The 15,032-nt window shown below is 46.0% G+C and carries 8 protein-coding genes, 21 tRNA genes and 3 rRNA genes; 2 read left to right on the forward strand and 30 right to left on the reverse strand.

The window, feature by feature from the left end; translation table 11 throughout:
• Positions 1-459: 459 nt before the first annotated feature.
• The 24 genes from ACCB35_RS17720 to ACCB35_RS17835 all read right to left on the reverse strand — a co-directional run bounded on the left by ACCB35_RS17720 (position 460) and on the right by ACCB35_RS17835 (position 7,728).
• Positions 460-531, reverse strand: a tRNA-Glu gene (locus tag ACCB35_RS17720).
• A 6-nt stretch (positions 532-537) separates the two neighbouring features.
• Positions 538-628, reverse strand: a tRNA-Ser gene (locus ACCB35_RS17725).
• Positions 629-632: 4 nt separating this feature from the next.
• A tRNA-Asn gene (locus tag ACCB35_RS17730) sits at positions 633-707 on the reverse strand.
• Between the two features lie 9 nt (positions 708-716).
• A tRNA-Ile gene (locus ACCB35_RS17735) sits at positions 717-793 on the reverse strand.
• Between the two features lie 9 nt (positions 794-802).
• Positions 803-876, reverse strand: a tRNA-Gly gene (locus tag ACCB35_RS17740).
• A 20-nt stretch (positions 877-896) separates the two neighbouring features.
• A tRNA-His gene (locus tag ACCB35_RS17745) sits at positions 897-972 on the reverse strand.
• 22 nt (positions 973-994) lie between these two features.
• Positions 995-1,070 (reverse strand) — tRNA-Phe (locus tag ACCB35_RS17750).
• Between the two features lie 51 nt (positions 1,071-1,121).
• Positions 1,122-1,198, reverse strand: a tRNA-Asp gene (locus ACCB35_RS17755).
• Positions 1,199-1,331: 133 nt separating this feature from the next.
• Positions 1,332-1,405 (reverse strand) — tRNA-Met (locus ACCB35_RS17760).
• Between the two features lie 32 nt (positions 1,406-1,437).
• A tRNA-Ser gene (locus tag ACCB35_RS17765) sits at positions 1,438-1,530 on the reverse strand.
• A 17-nt stretch (positions 1,531-1,547) separates the two neighbouring features.
• A tRNA-Ile gene (locus ACCB35_RS17770) sits at positions 1,548-1,624 on the reverse strand.
• A 4-nt stretch (positions 1,625-1,628) separates the two neighbouring features.
• Positions 1,629-1,705 (reverse strand) — tRNA-Met (locus ACCB35_RS17775).
• Between the two features lie 81 nt (positions 1,706-1,786).
• A tRNA-Ala gene (locus ACCB35_RS17780) sits at positions 1,787-1,862 on the reverse strand.
• A 7-nt stretch (positions 1,863-1,869) separates the two neighbouring features.
• Positions 1,870-1,946, reverse strand: a tRNA-Pro gene (locus ACCB35_RS17785).
• 7 nt (positions 1,947-1,953) lie between these two features.
• Positions 1,954-2,030: transfer RNA gene (locus tag ACCB35_RS17790), tRNA-Arg, on the reverse strand.
• Positions 2,031-2,086: 56 nt separating this feature from the next.
• Positions 2,087-2,175 (reverse strand) — tRNA-Leu (locus ACCB35_RS17795).
• 9 nt (positions 2,176-2,184) lie between these two features.
• Positions 2,185-2,259 (reverse strand) — tRNA-Gly (locus ACCB35_RS17800).
• 8 nt (positions 2,260-2,267) lie between these two features.
• Positions 2,268-2,352, reverse strand: a tRNA-Leu gene (locus ACCB35_RS17805).
• Positions 2,353-2,387: 35 nt separating this feature from the next.
• A tRNA-Lys gene (locus ACCB35_RS17810) sits at positions 2,388-2,463 on the reverse strand.
• 23 nt (positions 2,464-2,486) lie between these two features.
• Positions 2,487-2,562 (reverse strand) — tRNA-Thr (locus ACCB35_RS17815).
• A 114-nt stretch (positions 2,563-2,676) separates the two neighbouring features.
• A tRNA-Val gene (locus ACCB35_RS17820) sits at positions 2,677-2,752 on the reverse strand.
• Between the two features lie 10 nt (positions 2,753-2,762).
• Positions 2,763-2,879 (reverse strand): 5S ribosomal RNA (rrf, locus tag ACCB35_RS17825).
• Positions 2,880-3,048: 169 nt separating this feature from the next.
• Positions 3,049-5,983 (reverse strand): 23S ribosomal RNA (locus ACCB35_RS17830).
• 193 nt (positions 5,984-6,176) lie between these two features.
• Positions 6,177-7,728: ribosomal RNA gene (locus ACCB35_RS17835) — 16S ribosomal RNA — on the reverse strand.
• The 16S, 23S and 5S rRNA genes sit together here with 21 tRNA genes alongside, the layout of an rRNA operon.
• A gap of 338 nt (positions 7,729-8,066) precedes the next feature.
• Between ACCB35_RS17835 and ACCB35_RS17840 the strand changes: the two genes are divergently transcribed.
• Positions 8,067-8,246 carry a hypothetical protein gene (locus ACCB35_RS17840; protein WP_044338065.1) on the forward strand — a complete coding sequence of 60 codons (180 nt, stop codon included), beginning with the start codon at positions 8,067-8,069 and terminating at the stop codon, positions 8,244-8,246.
• A 58-nt stretch (positions 8,247-8,304) separates the two neighbouring features.
• On the opposite strand, the gene ACCB35_RS17845 is transcribed toward ACCB35_RS17840, so the two are convergent.
• Entirely contained in the window at positions 8,305-8,805 is a 501-nt protein-coding gene (locus ACCB35_RS17845) for an N-acetyltransferase family protein (RefSeq protein ID WP_374054713.1), read from the reverse strand.
• Complete coding sequence (locus ACCB35_RS17850) at positions 8,786-9,715, reverse strand: DMT family transporter (RefSeq protein WP_374054714.1); 930 nt, start codon at positions 9,713-9,715, stop codon at positions 8,786-8,788. The genes ACCB35_RS17845 and ACCB35_RS17850 overlap by 20 nt, the downstream gene beginning before the upstream one ends.
• A gap of 99 nt (positions 9,716-9,814) precedes the next feature.
• On the opposite strand from ACCB35_RS17850, the gene ACCB35_RS17855 reads away from it, so the two are divergent.
• Positions 9,815-10,507: an MgtC/SapB family protein gene (locus tag ACCB35_RS17855; RefSeq protein ID WP_374054715.1), complete on the forward strand. Its 693-nt coding sequence runs from the start codon at positions 9,815-9,817 to the stop codon at positions 10,505-10,507.
• Positions 10,508-10,549: 42 nt separating this feature from the next.
• Here ACCB35_RS17855 and ACCB35_RS17860 read toward each other — a convergent pair whose 3' ends face one another.
• From ACCB35_RS17860 to ACCB35_RS17875, 4 genes are all read right to left on the reverse strand, one after another.
• Positions 10,550-11,275 carry an MgtC/SapB family protein gene (locus ACCB35_RS17860; protein ID WP_374057063.1) on the reverse strand — a complete coding sequence of 242 codons (726 nt, stop codon included), beginning with the start codon at positions 11,273-11,275 and terminating at the stop codon, positions 10,550-10,552.
• A 112-nt stretch (positions 11,276-11,387) separates the two neighbouring features.
• Positions 11,388-13,262, reverse strand: coding sequence for a fructose-specific PTS transporter subunit EIIC (locus tag ACCB35_RS17865; protein WP_374054716.1), 1,875 nt, complete (start codon positions 13,260-13,262; stop codon positions 11,388-11,390).
• A gap of 12 nt (positions 13,263-13,274) precedes the next feature.
• Positions 13,275-14,186, reverse strand: a complete 912-nt coding sequence (gene pfkB, locus ACCB35_RS17870) for a 1-phosphofructokinase (protein ID WP_374054717.1) — start codon at positions 14,184-14,186, stop codon at positions 13,275-13,277.
• Positions 14,183-14,935, reverse strand: a complete 753-nt coding sequence (locus ACCB35_RS17875; RefSeq protein ID WP_044338071.1) for a DeoR/GlpR family DNA-binding transcription regulator — start codon at positions 14,933-14,935, stop codon at positions 14,183-14,185. The genes pfkB and ACCB35_RS17875 overlap by 4 nt, the downstream gene beginning before the upstream one ends.
• Positions 14,936-15,032: the final 97 nt, after the last annotated feature.

The following is a 15,032-nucleotide window of genomic DNA, read 5'->3' on the forward strand; positions in this document are numbered from 1 at the left end:
TTAAAGTACAATAATGGAGAACCCATGCATAGTGTAATTTTTGGAGGAATCTGGGTTAGGTGATGGAATACTGGATATGAATAATGGAGAAATTTAAGAGGTCGTATAAGCCTTTTACTCTTCGAAGATCACTGACTAATGTTTCCTCGTATCCTCCTTTTATTGTAATTAAAATGTGAGCTGAAAAGAGGAGTGTAGAAGTTGATAATATAATGGGAAAAGTCGATAATATATGGTGGAAAGTCGATAATATATGGCGGAAAGTCGATAATATATCCCTCGTACAGAAGTAGAAGCATGCTTTCTCATGTAAAACAGATTAATCTAGCCCCGATCTGGCTTCATATTCAACTAAATCTCTTTATTTAGTCATATTTTCATTTTATTTTTAATAAAATGGCCACCAATTCTTCTTTATACAATAAAAAAAGACTATCAAAATGATAGTCTTTTTTTAGATGACCCATACGGGATTCGAACCCGTGTTACCGCCGTGAAAGGGCGGTGTCTTAACCGCTTGACCAATGGGCCATAATATGGCGGAGAAGGAGGGATTTGAACCCTCGCGCCGGTTGCCCGACCTACACCCTTAGCAGGGGCGCCTCTTCAGCCACTTGAGTACTTCCCCATATTGGCTCCGCAGGCAAGATTCGAACTTGCGACCGATCGGTTAACAGCCGATAGCTCTACCACTGAGCTACTGCGGAATAATGAAATGGTGGGCCTAAGTGGACTCGAACCACCGACCTCACGCTTATCAGGCGTGCGCTCTAACCAGCTGAGCTATAGGCCCATTAAGAATTGGAGCGGGTGAAGGGAATCGAACCCTCATCATCAGCTTGGAAGGCTGAGGTTTTACCACTAAACTACACCCGCGGTAATGAAATAAGAAAGTATGGGGCGACTGATGGGAATCGAACCCACGAATGCCTGAACCACAATCAGGTGCGTTAACCACTTCGCCACAATCGCCATAATATCTTTAAATAAAAAATGGTGGCTCAGGACGGAATCGAACCGCCGACACATGGATTTTCAGTCCATTGCTCTACCAACTGAGCTACTGAGCCTTACTTTAGAGTAAAATATTTAATTATGAACCATAATCTTTTTTTAGAAAATGGCGGTCCGGACGGGACTCGAACCCGCGACCTCCTGCGTGACAGGCAGGCATTCTAACCAACTGAACTACCGGACCAGAGTTTTTTGCGTCAGCAAAATAACTTTCATTGTTTGCGCCAGCAAAATAGGTTTCATTATTCTGCGATAGCGAAAATAACTATCCATGCGTGACTCATCAAGGAATATCCTATCCTAAGTCAAAAATGGTATTGCGGGGACAGGATTTGAACCTGCGACCTTCGGGTTATGAGCCCGACGAGCTACCGAACTGCTCCACCCCGCGACGATATATAGAATTTACCATAGAATAAAATATGGAGGAGGAAGGGGGATTCGAACCCCCGCGGGCTGTTACACCCCTGTCGGTTTTCAAGACCGATCCCTTCAGCCGGACTTGGGTATTCCTCCGTAATGAAAATGGTACTTGGTGGACCTTGTAGGACTCGAACCTACGACCGGACGGTTATGAGCCGTCTGCTCTAACCAACTGAGCTAAAGGTCCCTTTTGGTAGCGGCGGAGGGGATCGAACCCCCGACCTCACGGGTATGAACCGTACGCTCTAGCCAGCTGAGCTACACCGCCAAGAAACATTTAATATCAAATTAATTGATAGATGGATATCCCAAATATCATTGAAGTTTAGTTTACTTTCGTAAAAAAACTTGGTGGAGCCTAGCGGGATCGAACCGCTGACCTCCTGCGTGCAAAGCAGGCGCTCTCCCAGCTGAGCTAAGGCCCCAAAGAAGTGGTCGGGAAGACAGGATTCGAACCTGCGACCCCTTGGTCCCAAACCAAGTGCTCTACCAAGCTGAGCTACTTCCCGATCTATATGGCGCGCCCGAGAGGAGTCGAACCCCTAACCTTTTGATCCGTAGTCAAACGCTCTATCCAATTGAGCTACGGGCGCAAAATAATTCATTAAAGACAAAGCAAGGAAAGTTATTTTGCTGGCGCAAAAAACTTTGGTGCCGAGGACCGGAATCGAACCGGTACGGTAGTCACCTACCGCAGGATTTTAAGTCCTGTGCGTCTGCCAGTTCCGCCACCCCGGCAAAATCTTCTGGAGCGGAAGACGGGATTCGAACCCGCGACCCCCACCTTGGCAAGGTGGTGTTCTACCACTGAACTACTTCCGCATAATAAATGGTGCGGGTGAAGGGACTTGAACCCCCACGCCTTGCGGCGCCAGATCCTAAGTCTGGTGCGTCTGCCAATTCCGCCACACCCGCATGTATGATTGATAATTTGCTATTGCAAAAATCAATGGTGAGCCATGAAGGACTCGAACCTTCGACCCTCTGATTAAAAGTCAGATGCTCTACCAACTGAGCTAATGGCTCATCTATATAGTAAGAAAACCAAATGGTGCCGGCAAGAGGACTTGAACCCCCAACCTACTGATTACAAGTCAGTTGCTCTACCAGTTGAGCTACACCGGCATATTTACTTTCAAATGAAGTTTTTAAAACAAGTTACTTCATAGAAGCAGTTCAAGGAAAGATATTTTGCTGGCGCAAAATAAAATGAAGTTTATTTTACTTTCGTAAAAAACTTGGTGGAGGATGACGGGATCGAACCGCCGACCCTCTGCTTGTAAGGCAGATGCTCTCCCAGCTGAGCTAATCCTCCAAAATATAAAGCCTGGCGACGTCCTACTCTCACAGGGGGAGATCCCCCAACTACCATCGGCGCTGAAGAGCTTAACTTCCGTGTTCGGCATGGGAACGGGTGTGACCTCTTCGCCATAGTCACCAGACAATTTCTTGTCTCTTTTTTAGGGACAAGTACTATTATATCGCGTAGATATAATTTTTCAAGGTTTTTTTATATTTTCGTATAAAATTTATTCCCTGAAAACTAGATAAAGAATTGATGTCAAGAAAGCCGAATATCAGCCAATGTTGTTCATTTAAAAATGACTCTTTGTGGTTAAGTCCTCGATCGATTAGTATCAGTCAACTCCACATGTCGCCATGCTTCCATCTCTGACCTATCTACCTAGTCATCTTCTAGGGATCTTACTCACATACGTGATGGGAAATCTCATCTCGAGGGGGGCTTCATGCTTAGATGCTTTCAGCACTTATCCCTTCCGCACATAGCTACCCAGCGATGCCTTTGGCAAGACAACTGGTACACCAGCGGTGCGTCCATCCCGGTCCTCTCGTACTAAGGACAGCTCCTCTCAAATTTCCTGCGCCCACGACGGATAGGGACCGAACTGTCTCACGACGTTCTGAACCCAGCTCGCGTACCGCTTTAATGGGCGAACAGCCCAACCCTTGGGACCGACTACAGCCCCAGGATGCGATGAGCCGACATCGAGGTGCCAAACCTCCCCGTCGATGTGGACTCTTGGGGGAGATAAGCCTGTTATCCCCGGGGTAGCTTTTATCCGTTGAGCGATGGCCCTTCCATGCGGAACCACCGGATCACTAAGCCCGACTTTCGTCCCTGCTCGACTTGTAGGTCTCGCAGTCAAGCTCCCTTGTGCCTTTACACTCTGCGAATGATTTCCAACCATTCTGAGGGAACCTTTGGGCGCCTCCGTTACTCTTTAGGAGGCGACCGCCCCAGTCAAACTGCCCACCTGACACTGTCTCCCACCCCGATAAGGGGCGCGGGTTAGAATTTCAATACAGCCAGGGTAGTATCCCACCGATGCCTCCACCGAAGCTGGCGCTCCGGCTTCCAAGGCTCCTACCTATCCTGTACAAGCTGTACCAAAATTCAATATCAGGCTACAGTAAAGCTCCACGGGGTCTTTCCGTCCTGTCGCGGGTAACCTGCATCTTCACAGGTACTATAATTTCACCGAGTCTCTCGTTGAGACAGTGCCCAGATCGTTACGCCTTTCGTGCGGGTCGGAACTTACCCGACAAGGAATTTCGCTACCTTAGGACCGTTATAGTTACGGCCGCCGTTTACTGGGGCTTCGATTCGCACCTTCGCTTGCGCTAAGCACTCCTCTTAACCTTCCAGCACCGGGCAGGCGTCAGCCCCTATACTTCGCCTTACGGCTTCGCAGAGACCTGTGTTTTTGCTAAACAGTCGCCTGGGCCTATTCACTGCGGCTCTCTCGGGCTTGCACCCTACCAGAGCACCCCTTCTCCCGAAGTTACGGGGTCATTTTGCCGAGTTCCTTAACGAGAGTTCTCTCGCTCACCTTAGGATTCTCTCCTCGCCTACCTGTGTCGGTTTGCGGTACGGGCACCTTTTTCCTCGCTAGAGGCTTTTCTTGGCAGTGTGGAATCAGGAACTTCGCTACTATAATTCGCTCGCTATCACAGCTCAGCCTTCACGATGATGGGATTTGCCTCATCATCAGCCTAACTGCTTAGACGCACATATCCAGCAGTGCGCTTACCCTATCCTCCTGCGTCCCCCCATTGCTCAAACGGAAAAGAGGTGGTACAGGAATATCAACCTGTTGTCCATCGTCTACGCCTATCGGCCTCGACTTAGGTCCCGACTAACCCTGAGCGGACGAGCCTTCCTCAGGAAACCTTAGGCATTCGGTGGATGGGATTCTCACCCATCTTTCGCTACTCATACCGGCATTCTCACTTCTAAGCACTCCACCAGTCCTTACGGTCTAGCTTCGCAGTCCTTAGAACGCTCTCCTACCACTGACACCTAGAGGTGTCAATCCACAGCTTCGGTGATACGTTTAGCCCCGGTACATTTTCGGCGCAGAGTCACTCGACCAGTGAGCTATTACGCACTCTTTAAATGGTGGCTGCTTCTAAGCCAACATCCTGGTTGTCTAAGCAACTCCACATCCTTTTCCACTTAACGTATACTTTGGGACCTTAGCTGGTGGTCTGGGCTGTTTCCCTTTCGACTACGGATCTTATCACTCGCAGTCTGACTCCCATGGATAAGTCTTTGGCATTCGGAGTTTGTCTGAATTCGGTAACCCGATGAGGGCCCCTAGTCCAAACAGTGCTCTACCTCCAAGACTCTTACACATGAGGCTAGCCCTAAAGCTATTTCGGAGAGAACCAGCTATCTCCAAGTTCGATTGGAATTTCTCCGCTACCCACACCTCATCCCCGCACTTTTCAACGTGCGTGGGTTCGGACCTCCATTCAGTGTTACCTGAACTTCATCCTGGACATGGGTAGATCACCTGGTTTCGGGTCTACGACCACATACTCATTCGCCCTATTCAGACTCGCTTTCGCTGCGGCTCCGTCTCATCGACTTAACCTTGCATGGGATCGTAACTCGCCGGTTCATTCTACAAAAGGCACGCCATCACCCGTTAACGGGCTCTGACTACTTGTAGGCACACGGTTTCAGGTTCTATTTCACTCCCCTTCCGGGGTGCTTTTCACCTTTCCCTCACGGTACTGGTTCACTATCGGTCACTAGGGAGTATTTAGCCTTGGGAGATGGTCCTCCCAGCTTCCGACGGGATTTCACGTGTCCCGCCGTACTCAGGATCCACTCAAGAGAGAATGAAGTTTCAACTACAGGGTTGTTACCTTCTTTGACGAGCCTTTCCAGACTTCTTCGTCTACTTCATTCCTTTGTAACTCCGTATAGAGTGTCCTACAACCCCAAGAGGCAAGCCTCTTGGTTTGGGCTACATCCCGTTTCGCTCGCCGCTACTCAGGGAATCGCAATTGCTTTCTCTTCCTCCAGGTACTTAGATGTTTCAGTTCCCTGGGTCTGCCTTCCATACTCTATGTATTCAAGTAAGGATATTGTTCCATTACGAACAATGGGTTCCCCCATTCGGAAATCTCTGGATCAAAGCTCACTTACAGCTCCCCAAAGCATATCGGTGTTAGTCCCGTCCTTCGTCGGCTCCTAGTGCCAAGGCATCCACCGTGCGCCCTTCATAACTTAACCGAATTGGTTGTTACATCAGGTTTAAAACCTAAAATGGCGATACTCGGTAATTTCTTGACTATCAATTATATCTTTATCTAGTTTTCAAAGAACAAATCCATTTTCATCTCGTAAGAGACAAAAAGTTTTGATGGTTGAACCATCAAAACTGAACAAAACTTCGACTGTCAAACGTTTAGTAAATCTTCCTTAGAAAGGAGGTGATCCAGCCGCACCTTCCGATACGGCTACCTTGTTACGACTTCACCCCAATCATCTGTCCCACCTTAGGCGGCTGGCTCCAAAAGGTTACCTCACCGACTTCGGGTGTTACAAACTCTCGTGGTGTGACGGGCGGTGTGTACAAGGCCCGGGAACGTATTCACCGCGGCATGCTGATCCGCGATTACTAGCGATTCCAGCTTCATGTAGGCGAGTTGCAGCCTACAATCCGAACTGAGAACGGTTTTATGGGATTGGCTAAACCTCGCGGTCTTGCTGCCCTTTGTACCGTCCATTGTAGCACGTGTGTAGCCCAGGTCATAAGGGGCATGATGATTTGACGTCATCCCCACCTTCCTCCGGTTTGTCACCGGCAGTCATCTTAGAGTGCCCAACTGAATGCTGGCAACTAAGATCAAGGGTTGCGCTCGTTGCGGGACTTAACCCAACATCTCACGACACGAGCTGACGACAACCATGCACCACCTGTCACTCTGTCCCCCGAAGGGGAAAGCCCTATCTCTAGGGTTGTCAGAGGATGTCAAGACCTGGTAAGGTTCTTCGCGTTGCTTCGAATTAAACCACATGCTCCACCGCTTGTGCGGGCCCCCGTCAATTCCTTTGAGTTTCAGTCTTGCGACCGTACTCCCCAGGCGGAGTGCTTAATGCGTTAGCTGCAGCACTAAAGGGCGGAAACCCTCTAACACTTAGCACTCATCGTTTACGGCGTGGACTACCAGGGTATCTAATCCTGTTTGCTCCCCACGCTTTCGCGCCTCAGTGTCAGTTACAGACCAGAAAGTCGCCTTCGCCACTGGTGTTCCTCCAAATATCTACGCATTTCACCGCTACACTTGGAATTCCACTTTCCTCTTCTGCACTCAAGTTCCCCAGTTTCCAATGACCCTCCACGGTTGAGCCGTGGGCTTTCACATCAGACTTAAGAAACCACCTGCGCGCGCTTTACGCCCAATAATTCCGGACAACGCTTGCCACCTACGTATTACCGCGGCTGCTGGCACGTAGTTAGCCGTGGCTTTCTGGTTAGGTACCGTCAAGGTACCGCCCTATTCGAACGGTACTTGTTCTTCCCTAACAACAGAGTTTTACGATCCGAAAACCTTCATCACTCACGCGGCGTTGCTCCGTCAGACTTTCGTCCATTGCGGAAGATTCCCTACTGCTGCCTCCCGTAGGAGTCTGGGCCGTGTCTCAGTCCCAGTGTGGCCGATCACCCTCTCAGGTCGGCTACGCATCGTCGCCTTGGTGAGCCGTTACCTCACCAACTAGCTAATGCGCCGCGGGTCCATCTGTAAGTGATAGCAAGAAGCCATCTTTCAACATTTCCTCATGCGAGGAAATGAGTTATCCGGTATTAGCCCCGGTTTCCCGGAGTTATCCCAGTCTTACAGGCAGGTTACCCACGTGTTACTCACCCGTCCGCCGCTGACTGATGGGAGCAAGCTCCCATCAGTCCGCTCGACTTGCATGTATTAGGCACGCCGCCAGCGTTCGTCCTGAGCCAGGATCAAACTCTCCGATAAAAGTTTGAATAGCTCTTTAAAAATAAATCTAGAATTAACGTTGACGTATTGTCTTGTTTTGTTCAGTTTTCAAGGTTCAAGGCTTGTCCACTTCGTTCTGAAGCGACTTTATAAATATAACATATCTTTCGTTCTCACGTCAACAACTTTTTACATTTATTTTTCTGAAATGTTGTTTGCTGTATCAGCGACGTTTATTAATATAACATGCTGTTAATGCTATTGCAATATATTTTTAAAGAAAACTTTAAAAACTTAATCAATCACTTCTGTTGTTCTGTTTAACAATAAACCTCCATATATATTATTACTACGCATTCCTGAAAGGAGATTTAAACATGATGCTTTCAAACGTCGCATTATCTCTATCATTCATCATGGCTGTATATCTGTTTGCGTATTCGTATGTACAGGCTCTTAAGATAAGCGAAAGTACTACACCTGTAAAAGGAATGACCTTCATCTTTTCAGTCGTCATGGCGTTTGTGTTTTCTGGTTTTACATACGTATTTTCTTAAGTGAAAAAATCTTCACTAAAGGAGTAAAGGGGCGAAGTGAACGCTCCTTTACTCCTTTTTAATGCAACTTCAGCAGCAAGCCTTCTTCCTGGTGCGACTCACCACCAAGAGTTAACACCTCTTCCTTTATAAGTTCAGGTTTAAACGTATAATAGAAATGTTTCGACGGGTTATCTTTCAACACCCAGATCCACATGGAGTTGTATCCTTGTTTTTTAAGACTTTTGGCGGCAATTCCGAAGAGCTCTTTCCCTATGCCTTTACCTTGATATTCTTCTAGAAGATAAATGGCATACAATTCCCCTTCATACTCGCCTGAACGCTCTTTCCCAAATGAAACAAAGCCGACGATTTCTCCATTGTCTTGTTCACATACATAGGTATGATGAGATCCGGAAAGGATTTGTACCCACTTTTGTTCTCTTTCTTCTATTGATAAAGACTGGAGATATTCTCCTGAAACGATTCCTTCGTACGTTGTTCTCCAGCTATGGACATGGACATGCGCTAATCCTGGAGCGTCTTTTAGGTCTGCCTTTCTAAAGCGGAAGTCCTTCATTCTTTTTCACCTCGTTGACTTGTTGGATCATCTTTTTTAATTTCCTTTCTTCTATTAAGAAGAAGGTAACGCCGATCATAATGACAAAACCTCCAATCACTTGAGTGATCATCACTTTTTCGGCTAAGAGCCAATAAGCAAGGATAGATGCGCCGACAGGTTCAAAGAGAATTGCCATTGAGATGGTCGAGGTGCTTAACCATTTTAGAGACCAATTGAATAATGAATGGCCTAACAGGGTGGGTATAATGGCAAGCAATAGGAAGTAAATCCATTCCTCTTTCGGATAAGGGCCAAGGCTTTCTGACCGTATAATTGCATATAAAAATAGAACGACTGAGCTTATGGCATATACCAAGTACGTATATGTAATGAGGGAAAGGCGCTTCCTAATCGTCTGCCCGAATAATAGATATCCTGTTACAAGAGCGCATGCCGCCAAAGCAAGAACGTCTCCCCAGAGAGCACTCCCACTGATTCTAAAATCACCCCAGCTTATAATGATGCTTCCACTAACGGCCAAGACTGCTGAAATAATGGCTTTTCCTGTTAATTTTTCCCGAAAGAAAAGATATGCCCCGATAAAAGCGAATAATGGCTGCAGTGTGACGAGTACCGTTGAGCTTGCCACGGACGTATAGTTTAAGGATTCAAACCAGAGTATGAAATGAAAGGCCAGAAATACCCCGGCTAAAATCGAAAACATCCAATCTCTTAGAGTAATAACTTTCAGTTCCCTCACATACTTTAAGAAAAATACAGGGGACATTAAAAGCACAGTGAAAAACAATCGATAAAATGCTAAAACGCCTGCTGGTGCACTTGATACCTTCACTAATATTGCAGATGTAGAAACGGAGATTACCTCGATTGCTAATAAGAGATACGGATTAACCTTTGTTTCTGACATAACACACCCCCTGATAGATCACTGCTCTTATTTTATAATCAGTCAGGATAAATTACTACTCGAATTTATAACTGTGCAGGTGGAACTGGGGGGAGCTAAATGGAACTATTAGACACGACATTCATGATAAAGCTGGGTGTGTCTGCGGTATTAGGGTTAATCATAGGGCTTGAGAGAGAATTAAAGCGAAAGCCTGTAGGTTTAAAGACGTCTCTCGTTATATGTATCGTGAGCTGTTTATTAACGATTGTCTCTATTGAGTCTGCTTATATATCAGAGGGTTCGGATAAAGTAAATATCACGATGGATCCTTTGCGACTGGCAGCTCAGATTGTTTCAGGGATTGGTTTCTTAGGGGCAGGTGTCATTTTACGAAGAGGGAATGACAGCATTTCCGGATTAACGACAGCCGCTATGATCTGGGGAGCAGCCGGGATCGGAATTGCTGTCGGCGCCGGCTTCTACATGGAAGCTACAGCAGGTGTGATTCTCTTGATTGTATCCGTTGAAGTGGTTCCGATCATTATTACGTATTTAGGTCCGAAACGACTGCGGGAAAAAGAGCTGTCCCTGCGTGCGACGATTTTGGAGAAAAAAGAGATCAAATCGATTATTGAACGAATCAAAGCTGAAGAAATCTCAATCGAAAATATTCGGATCAAAGACTTAAAGAACCAGCAACACCTTTTGGAATTGAAAATCATTGTGGACTTCAGAAAAAAAACGGTCGATATTTACTATACGATTTCAGAGATCCAAGGGATAAAAGATGTAGAAATTGAAAGCTTATAGAGTATGGAGGAATGAGGATGCGGGGACACCCTCGTTCCTTTTTTATTTTTTGTGAAGCTGGAACTTTTTCACACATTCTAAATCTTGGACAACTTCCAGTACTTCATTAAATTGCAGCGCACTTGGCGTTAATATAAGGAGGGAATATTTAAAGGCATCCATTCCCTCCATTTCATCTCCTTCTTCAATCTGGTACTGAGTGATCTCGATTCCATGATCATGAAGGGCATCATTTATAGACGTGAGGTTCCCCTTTCCCTTTTGCACGACCAGACTAAGGAGCAGTAGCTTCTTATGCTTCACTTTTTCCTTGTAAAAGCTTTCCAGGTTGTTCAAGAAAAATAATGTTATCACAATCACCAGGGTCGTAAAAATGGCCAGGGAGTACATACCAATCCCCACTACCAGCCCTAATCCTGCAACAATCCAAATACTGGCGGCAGTGGTTAAGCCTCTGACCGTCACACCACCATGGACCATAATCGTTCCTGCTCCAAGAAAGCCGATTCCGGAAATAACATAAGAGGGAATACGGCTTGGATCAAACCCTACCAATTGGGGGTGTTCGTCTAAAAACGGTTGGAATCCATACAGGGAAACAAGCATCATCAAACAGGAACCGACACCTACGAGAATATGAGTGCGTAAACCAGCGGGGTGATTTTTAAATTCCCTCTCTATACCAATCAAGCCGCTCAGCAGAACGACTAACATAATACGAATAAGAGCAGTGTAAAACTCATCTGGAATCTCCAGCAAATCTATCATCTCCATAGCCTTTCCCCTCTCCATCATCTACCTATACTTTTTACCTGGAATGGGGCTTTTAAAACGCAAAATTCAAAAAAACCAGGTGGAGATCACCTGGTTCTTTCATGAATCATTTAATTGGCTTCTTCAATAAGCCCACCATCACGGCTGTAATAACAGAGCCAATCAGTACTGCTAACAGATATAAGAATGGATTCCCCTCTACTACCGGGAATACGAATAATCCACCGTGGGGGGCAGGTAAACCAATCCCAAAGAACATCGCTAACGCTCCTGCAACCGCAGAACCTGTCACAATTGAGGGGATGACCCGGAATGGATCGGCTGCAGCAAACGGAATCGCTCCTTCTGTAATAAAGGATGCTCCCATAAAGTAAGCCGCGATACCTGCTTTTCGTTCGTTATCATTGAACTTCTTCTTGAATAGTGTCGTTGCCAGTGCAAGCCCAAGTGGCGGCACCATACCTCCGGCCATGATGGCAGCATGGGGAGAAAGGTTCCCTCCTTCAATCATGGCAATCCCGAATGTAAAGGCCGCTTTGTTGATCGGCCCCCCCATATCGACGGCCATCATTCCACCAAGGACCAGTCCGAGTAAAATCAGGTTCCCTGTGCCTAGTCCATCCAACCAGTTTTGAATACCCGTGTTGACTGCACTTAGAGGCTCGACCAGGAACTGAAGCATGATAAATCCAGTAATGAAAATTCCCAGCAACGGATAGATCAATACCGGTTTGATCCCTTCCAATGATGGAGGGAAGTTGTTTGTTAAACGCTTGATTCCAAGAACCACATATCCCGCTAAGAAACCGGCAATAATTCCACCTAAGAAACCGCTTTGACCAGTTGCAGCGATCAATCCGCCTATCATACCAGGGGCAAAGCCAGGTCGGTCCGCGATACTCATGGCAATGAATCCCGCTAAGACAGGAACCATTAAGTAGAAGGCATTATCTCCGCCGATTTTCATTAGCATCGCTGCAAACTCATTGTATTCAGGAGAATCAGGATTCGCTGACTGAATGCCGAATAAGAACGAGATCGCAATCAGGATCCCTCCCCCTACAACGAATGGAAGCATGTTGGAAACACCATTCATCAGATGCTTGTAAAAGCCTGACTTTTGTTTTTTCTCAGGACCGGCCCCGGTCTCACCGGATCGCTCTCCACCTTTATAAAGAGGTGCAGCTTGTTTCATGGCCTGATTCAATAATTCTTCAGGACGTCTAATCGCTTCTGCCACTGGAACCTCAATCACAGGCTTTCCTTTAAAACGATTCATTTCCACTTTCGTATCGGCAGCTACGATTATAGCTACAGCGTTTTCAATTTCTTCAGAAGTTAAGACGTTCTTTGCTCCACCGGAACCATTCGTCTCTACTTTTAAGTTCACACCAATTTCTTTCGCTTTGGCTTTCAAAGCATCCGCTGCCATATACGTATGAGCAATCCCTGTAGGACATGCCGTTACAGCCAGGACCTTTCCGTGGTTTGTACCAGAAGTTTCAGCAGGAACCTCGTCCTCGTCCTCTTGATCATGAACATTAATAATCTCTAAAACTTCTTCTTTTGTAGTAGCATTCAGTAACGATTTACGGACATCTCCATCCATCAGCATAGAAGAAAGGCGGCTTAATGCTTCTAGATGAGTTTGATTGGCCCCTTCTGTTGCTGCAATCATGAAGAACAAATGAGCAGGAGCCCCATCGAGAGATTCATAGTCTACACCTTGTGCAGATTTGCCGAATGCAATGGCAGGTGCTTTGACTGCCGATGTTTTCGCATGTGGAATAGCGATCCCTTCCCCGATACCCGTCGTACTTTGTGCTTCACGGTTAAGAATCGCTTGCTTGAATTCTTTAGGGTCCTCTAGCTTCCCACTTTTATCTAATACCGTAACCAATTCATCAATAACTCCGGTTTTTGATGTAGAAGTAATATTTATCTGAATCGTATCTTTCGTTAGTAATTCAGTAATTCTCATGTTTGTTCCCCCCTATTTTTTTGTAATCTGAATTTCTTCAAATAAGCTTTTCACTTTTTTCGATGAGCAAAGACCGATTGAATAAGCTGTGGCTGATCCAGCTGAGGTTCCCAAGCGGAATGCATCTTCAATGCTCCATCCCCTTGATAGTCCCGCAAGGAATCCGGCAACGGTAGAATCTCCTGCACCGACCGAGCTTTGTAATTCTCCACTTGGTACGGACGAATACAATACCTCTTTACCGGTCAGTAAGAGGGCACCTTTTTCCGCCATTGAAACCATCACGTTTTCGACTCCGTAATCCTTCAACTTCTGTCCATAGTGAACCGCATCATCAACTGACTCAATCTTCACATCAAACATCTCCCCCAGCTCATGATGATTTGGTTTAATCAGGAAGGGATTCAGGGAAAGAACCGGTTGAATCAAGTTCTTCTCGGCATCGATGATCACTTTCGTTCCTTGTTCCTTACACTGTGCAGCAATCTCCCGGTAAAATGATTTAGGCACTGATCCAGGTAGACTCCCCGCCAGAACGATCATGTCTTCTTCTGTTAATGAAGATATCTTTTGAAGTAACTGTTGTATATGTTCCTCGCGAATCAATGGTCCACTACCGTTGATTTCCGTTTCATCATCCGACTTAACCTTTACGTTAATACGGGAAGCTTCTTCTACTTCCACAAATTCAGTTTTTATCTTTTCTTTATTTAAAAATTGTTTAATGTACTCACCAGTAAACCCTCCTGCAAAACCGAGAGCAACGCTTTCTACATTCAGTACATGTAATACACGGGAGACATTGATTCCTTTGCCTCCAGGAAATGCACTTTCTTTCTCACTTCGATTCAGACCGCCTTTTTGAAAGGATTCCAGTTCCATAATGTAATCGACAGAAGGGTTCAGTGTTAAGGTATATATCATGGTGTCACAACCTTTATCGTAGTTTGATTCATCATTGCCGTGTCATGTTCGTCATCAAGAGCGTTGGTAATAATCATGGCTTTATCAAGGTCCACAATTTTGCTGAAAGCAATCTCTCCAAACTTGGAGTCATCTGTTAAGAACATGGCTTCCCTCGATAATTCAATGGCCATGCGCTTTACCTGGGCCTCCTCAGGATCCGGGGTCGTGAATCCATATTGAGCATGAACCCCGTTCGCCCCCATAAATGCTTTATCAAATCGGTACTGGCGTAGGGATTCCACCGCTCCACTTCCTACCATCGCTCTTGTCACCGGCTTTACGTATCCACCGATCATGTATGTTTTAAATCCTTTTTGAATGAGTGCATCCACATGGGTCAATCCATTCGTCACGACCACAATATCCATTTGCGGTAGATGATCAATGAGACTCAAGGTAGTCGTACCTGCGTCCAAAAAGATGCAATCGCCCTCTTCTACTAGGGAAGCAGCATATTGACCGATTGACTGCTTTTCATGAAAGCTTTTGGATGATTTTTCAGAAACGCTCAGTTCCTTCAACTTCCCTTGAAGCCTTGCAGCTCCACCGTGGATACGTTTCAGAAACTTCTCTTGCTCGAGCTGTGTTAAATCCCGGCGAATCGTTGACTCAGAAGCGTTCGTAACATCTACAATCTCTTGTATTTTTATCGCATCTTTCTCCTTCAATAAATCTAAGATGATTCGATGTCGTTCCTCCGTTAACATAGTACTCTCCTACTTTCTCCGTTTCTTGTTACTTTCATTATAATGAGAACGGTTTCATAAATCAATCATTTTTAATCAAAAATAATCATTTTCTATC

The sequence above is a fragment of the Rossellomorea sp. FM04394 genome (assembly GCF_041889765.1).
GTDB classification, from domain to species: domain Bacteria; phylum Bacillota; class Bacilli; order Bacillales; family Bacillaceae_B; genus Rossellomorea; species Rossellomorea aquimaris_B.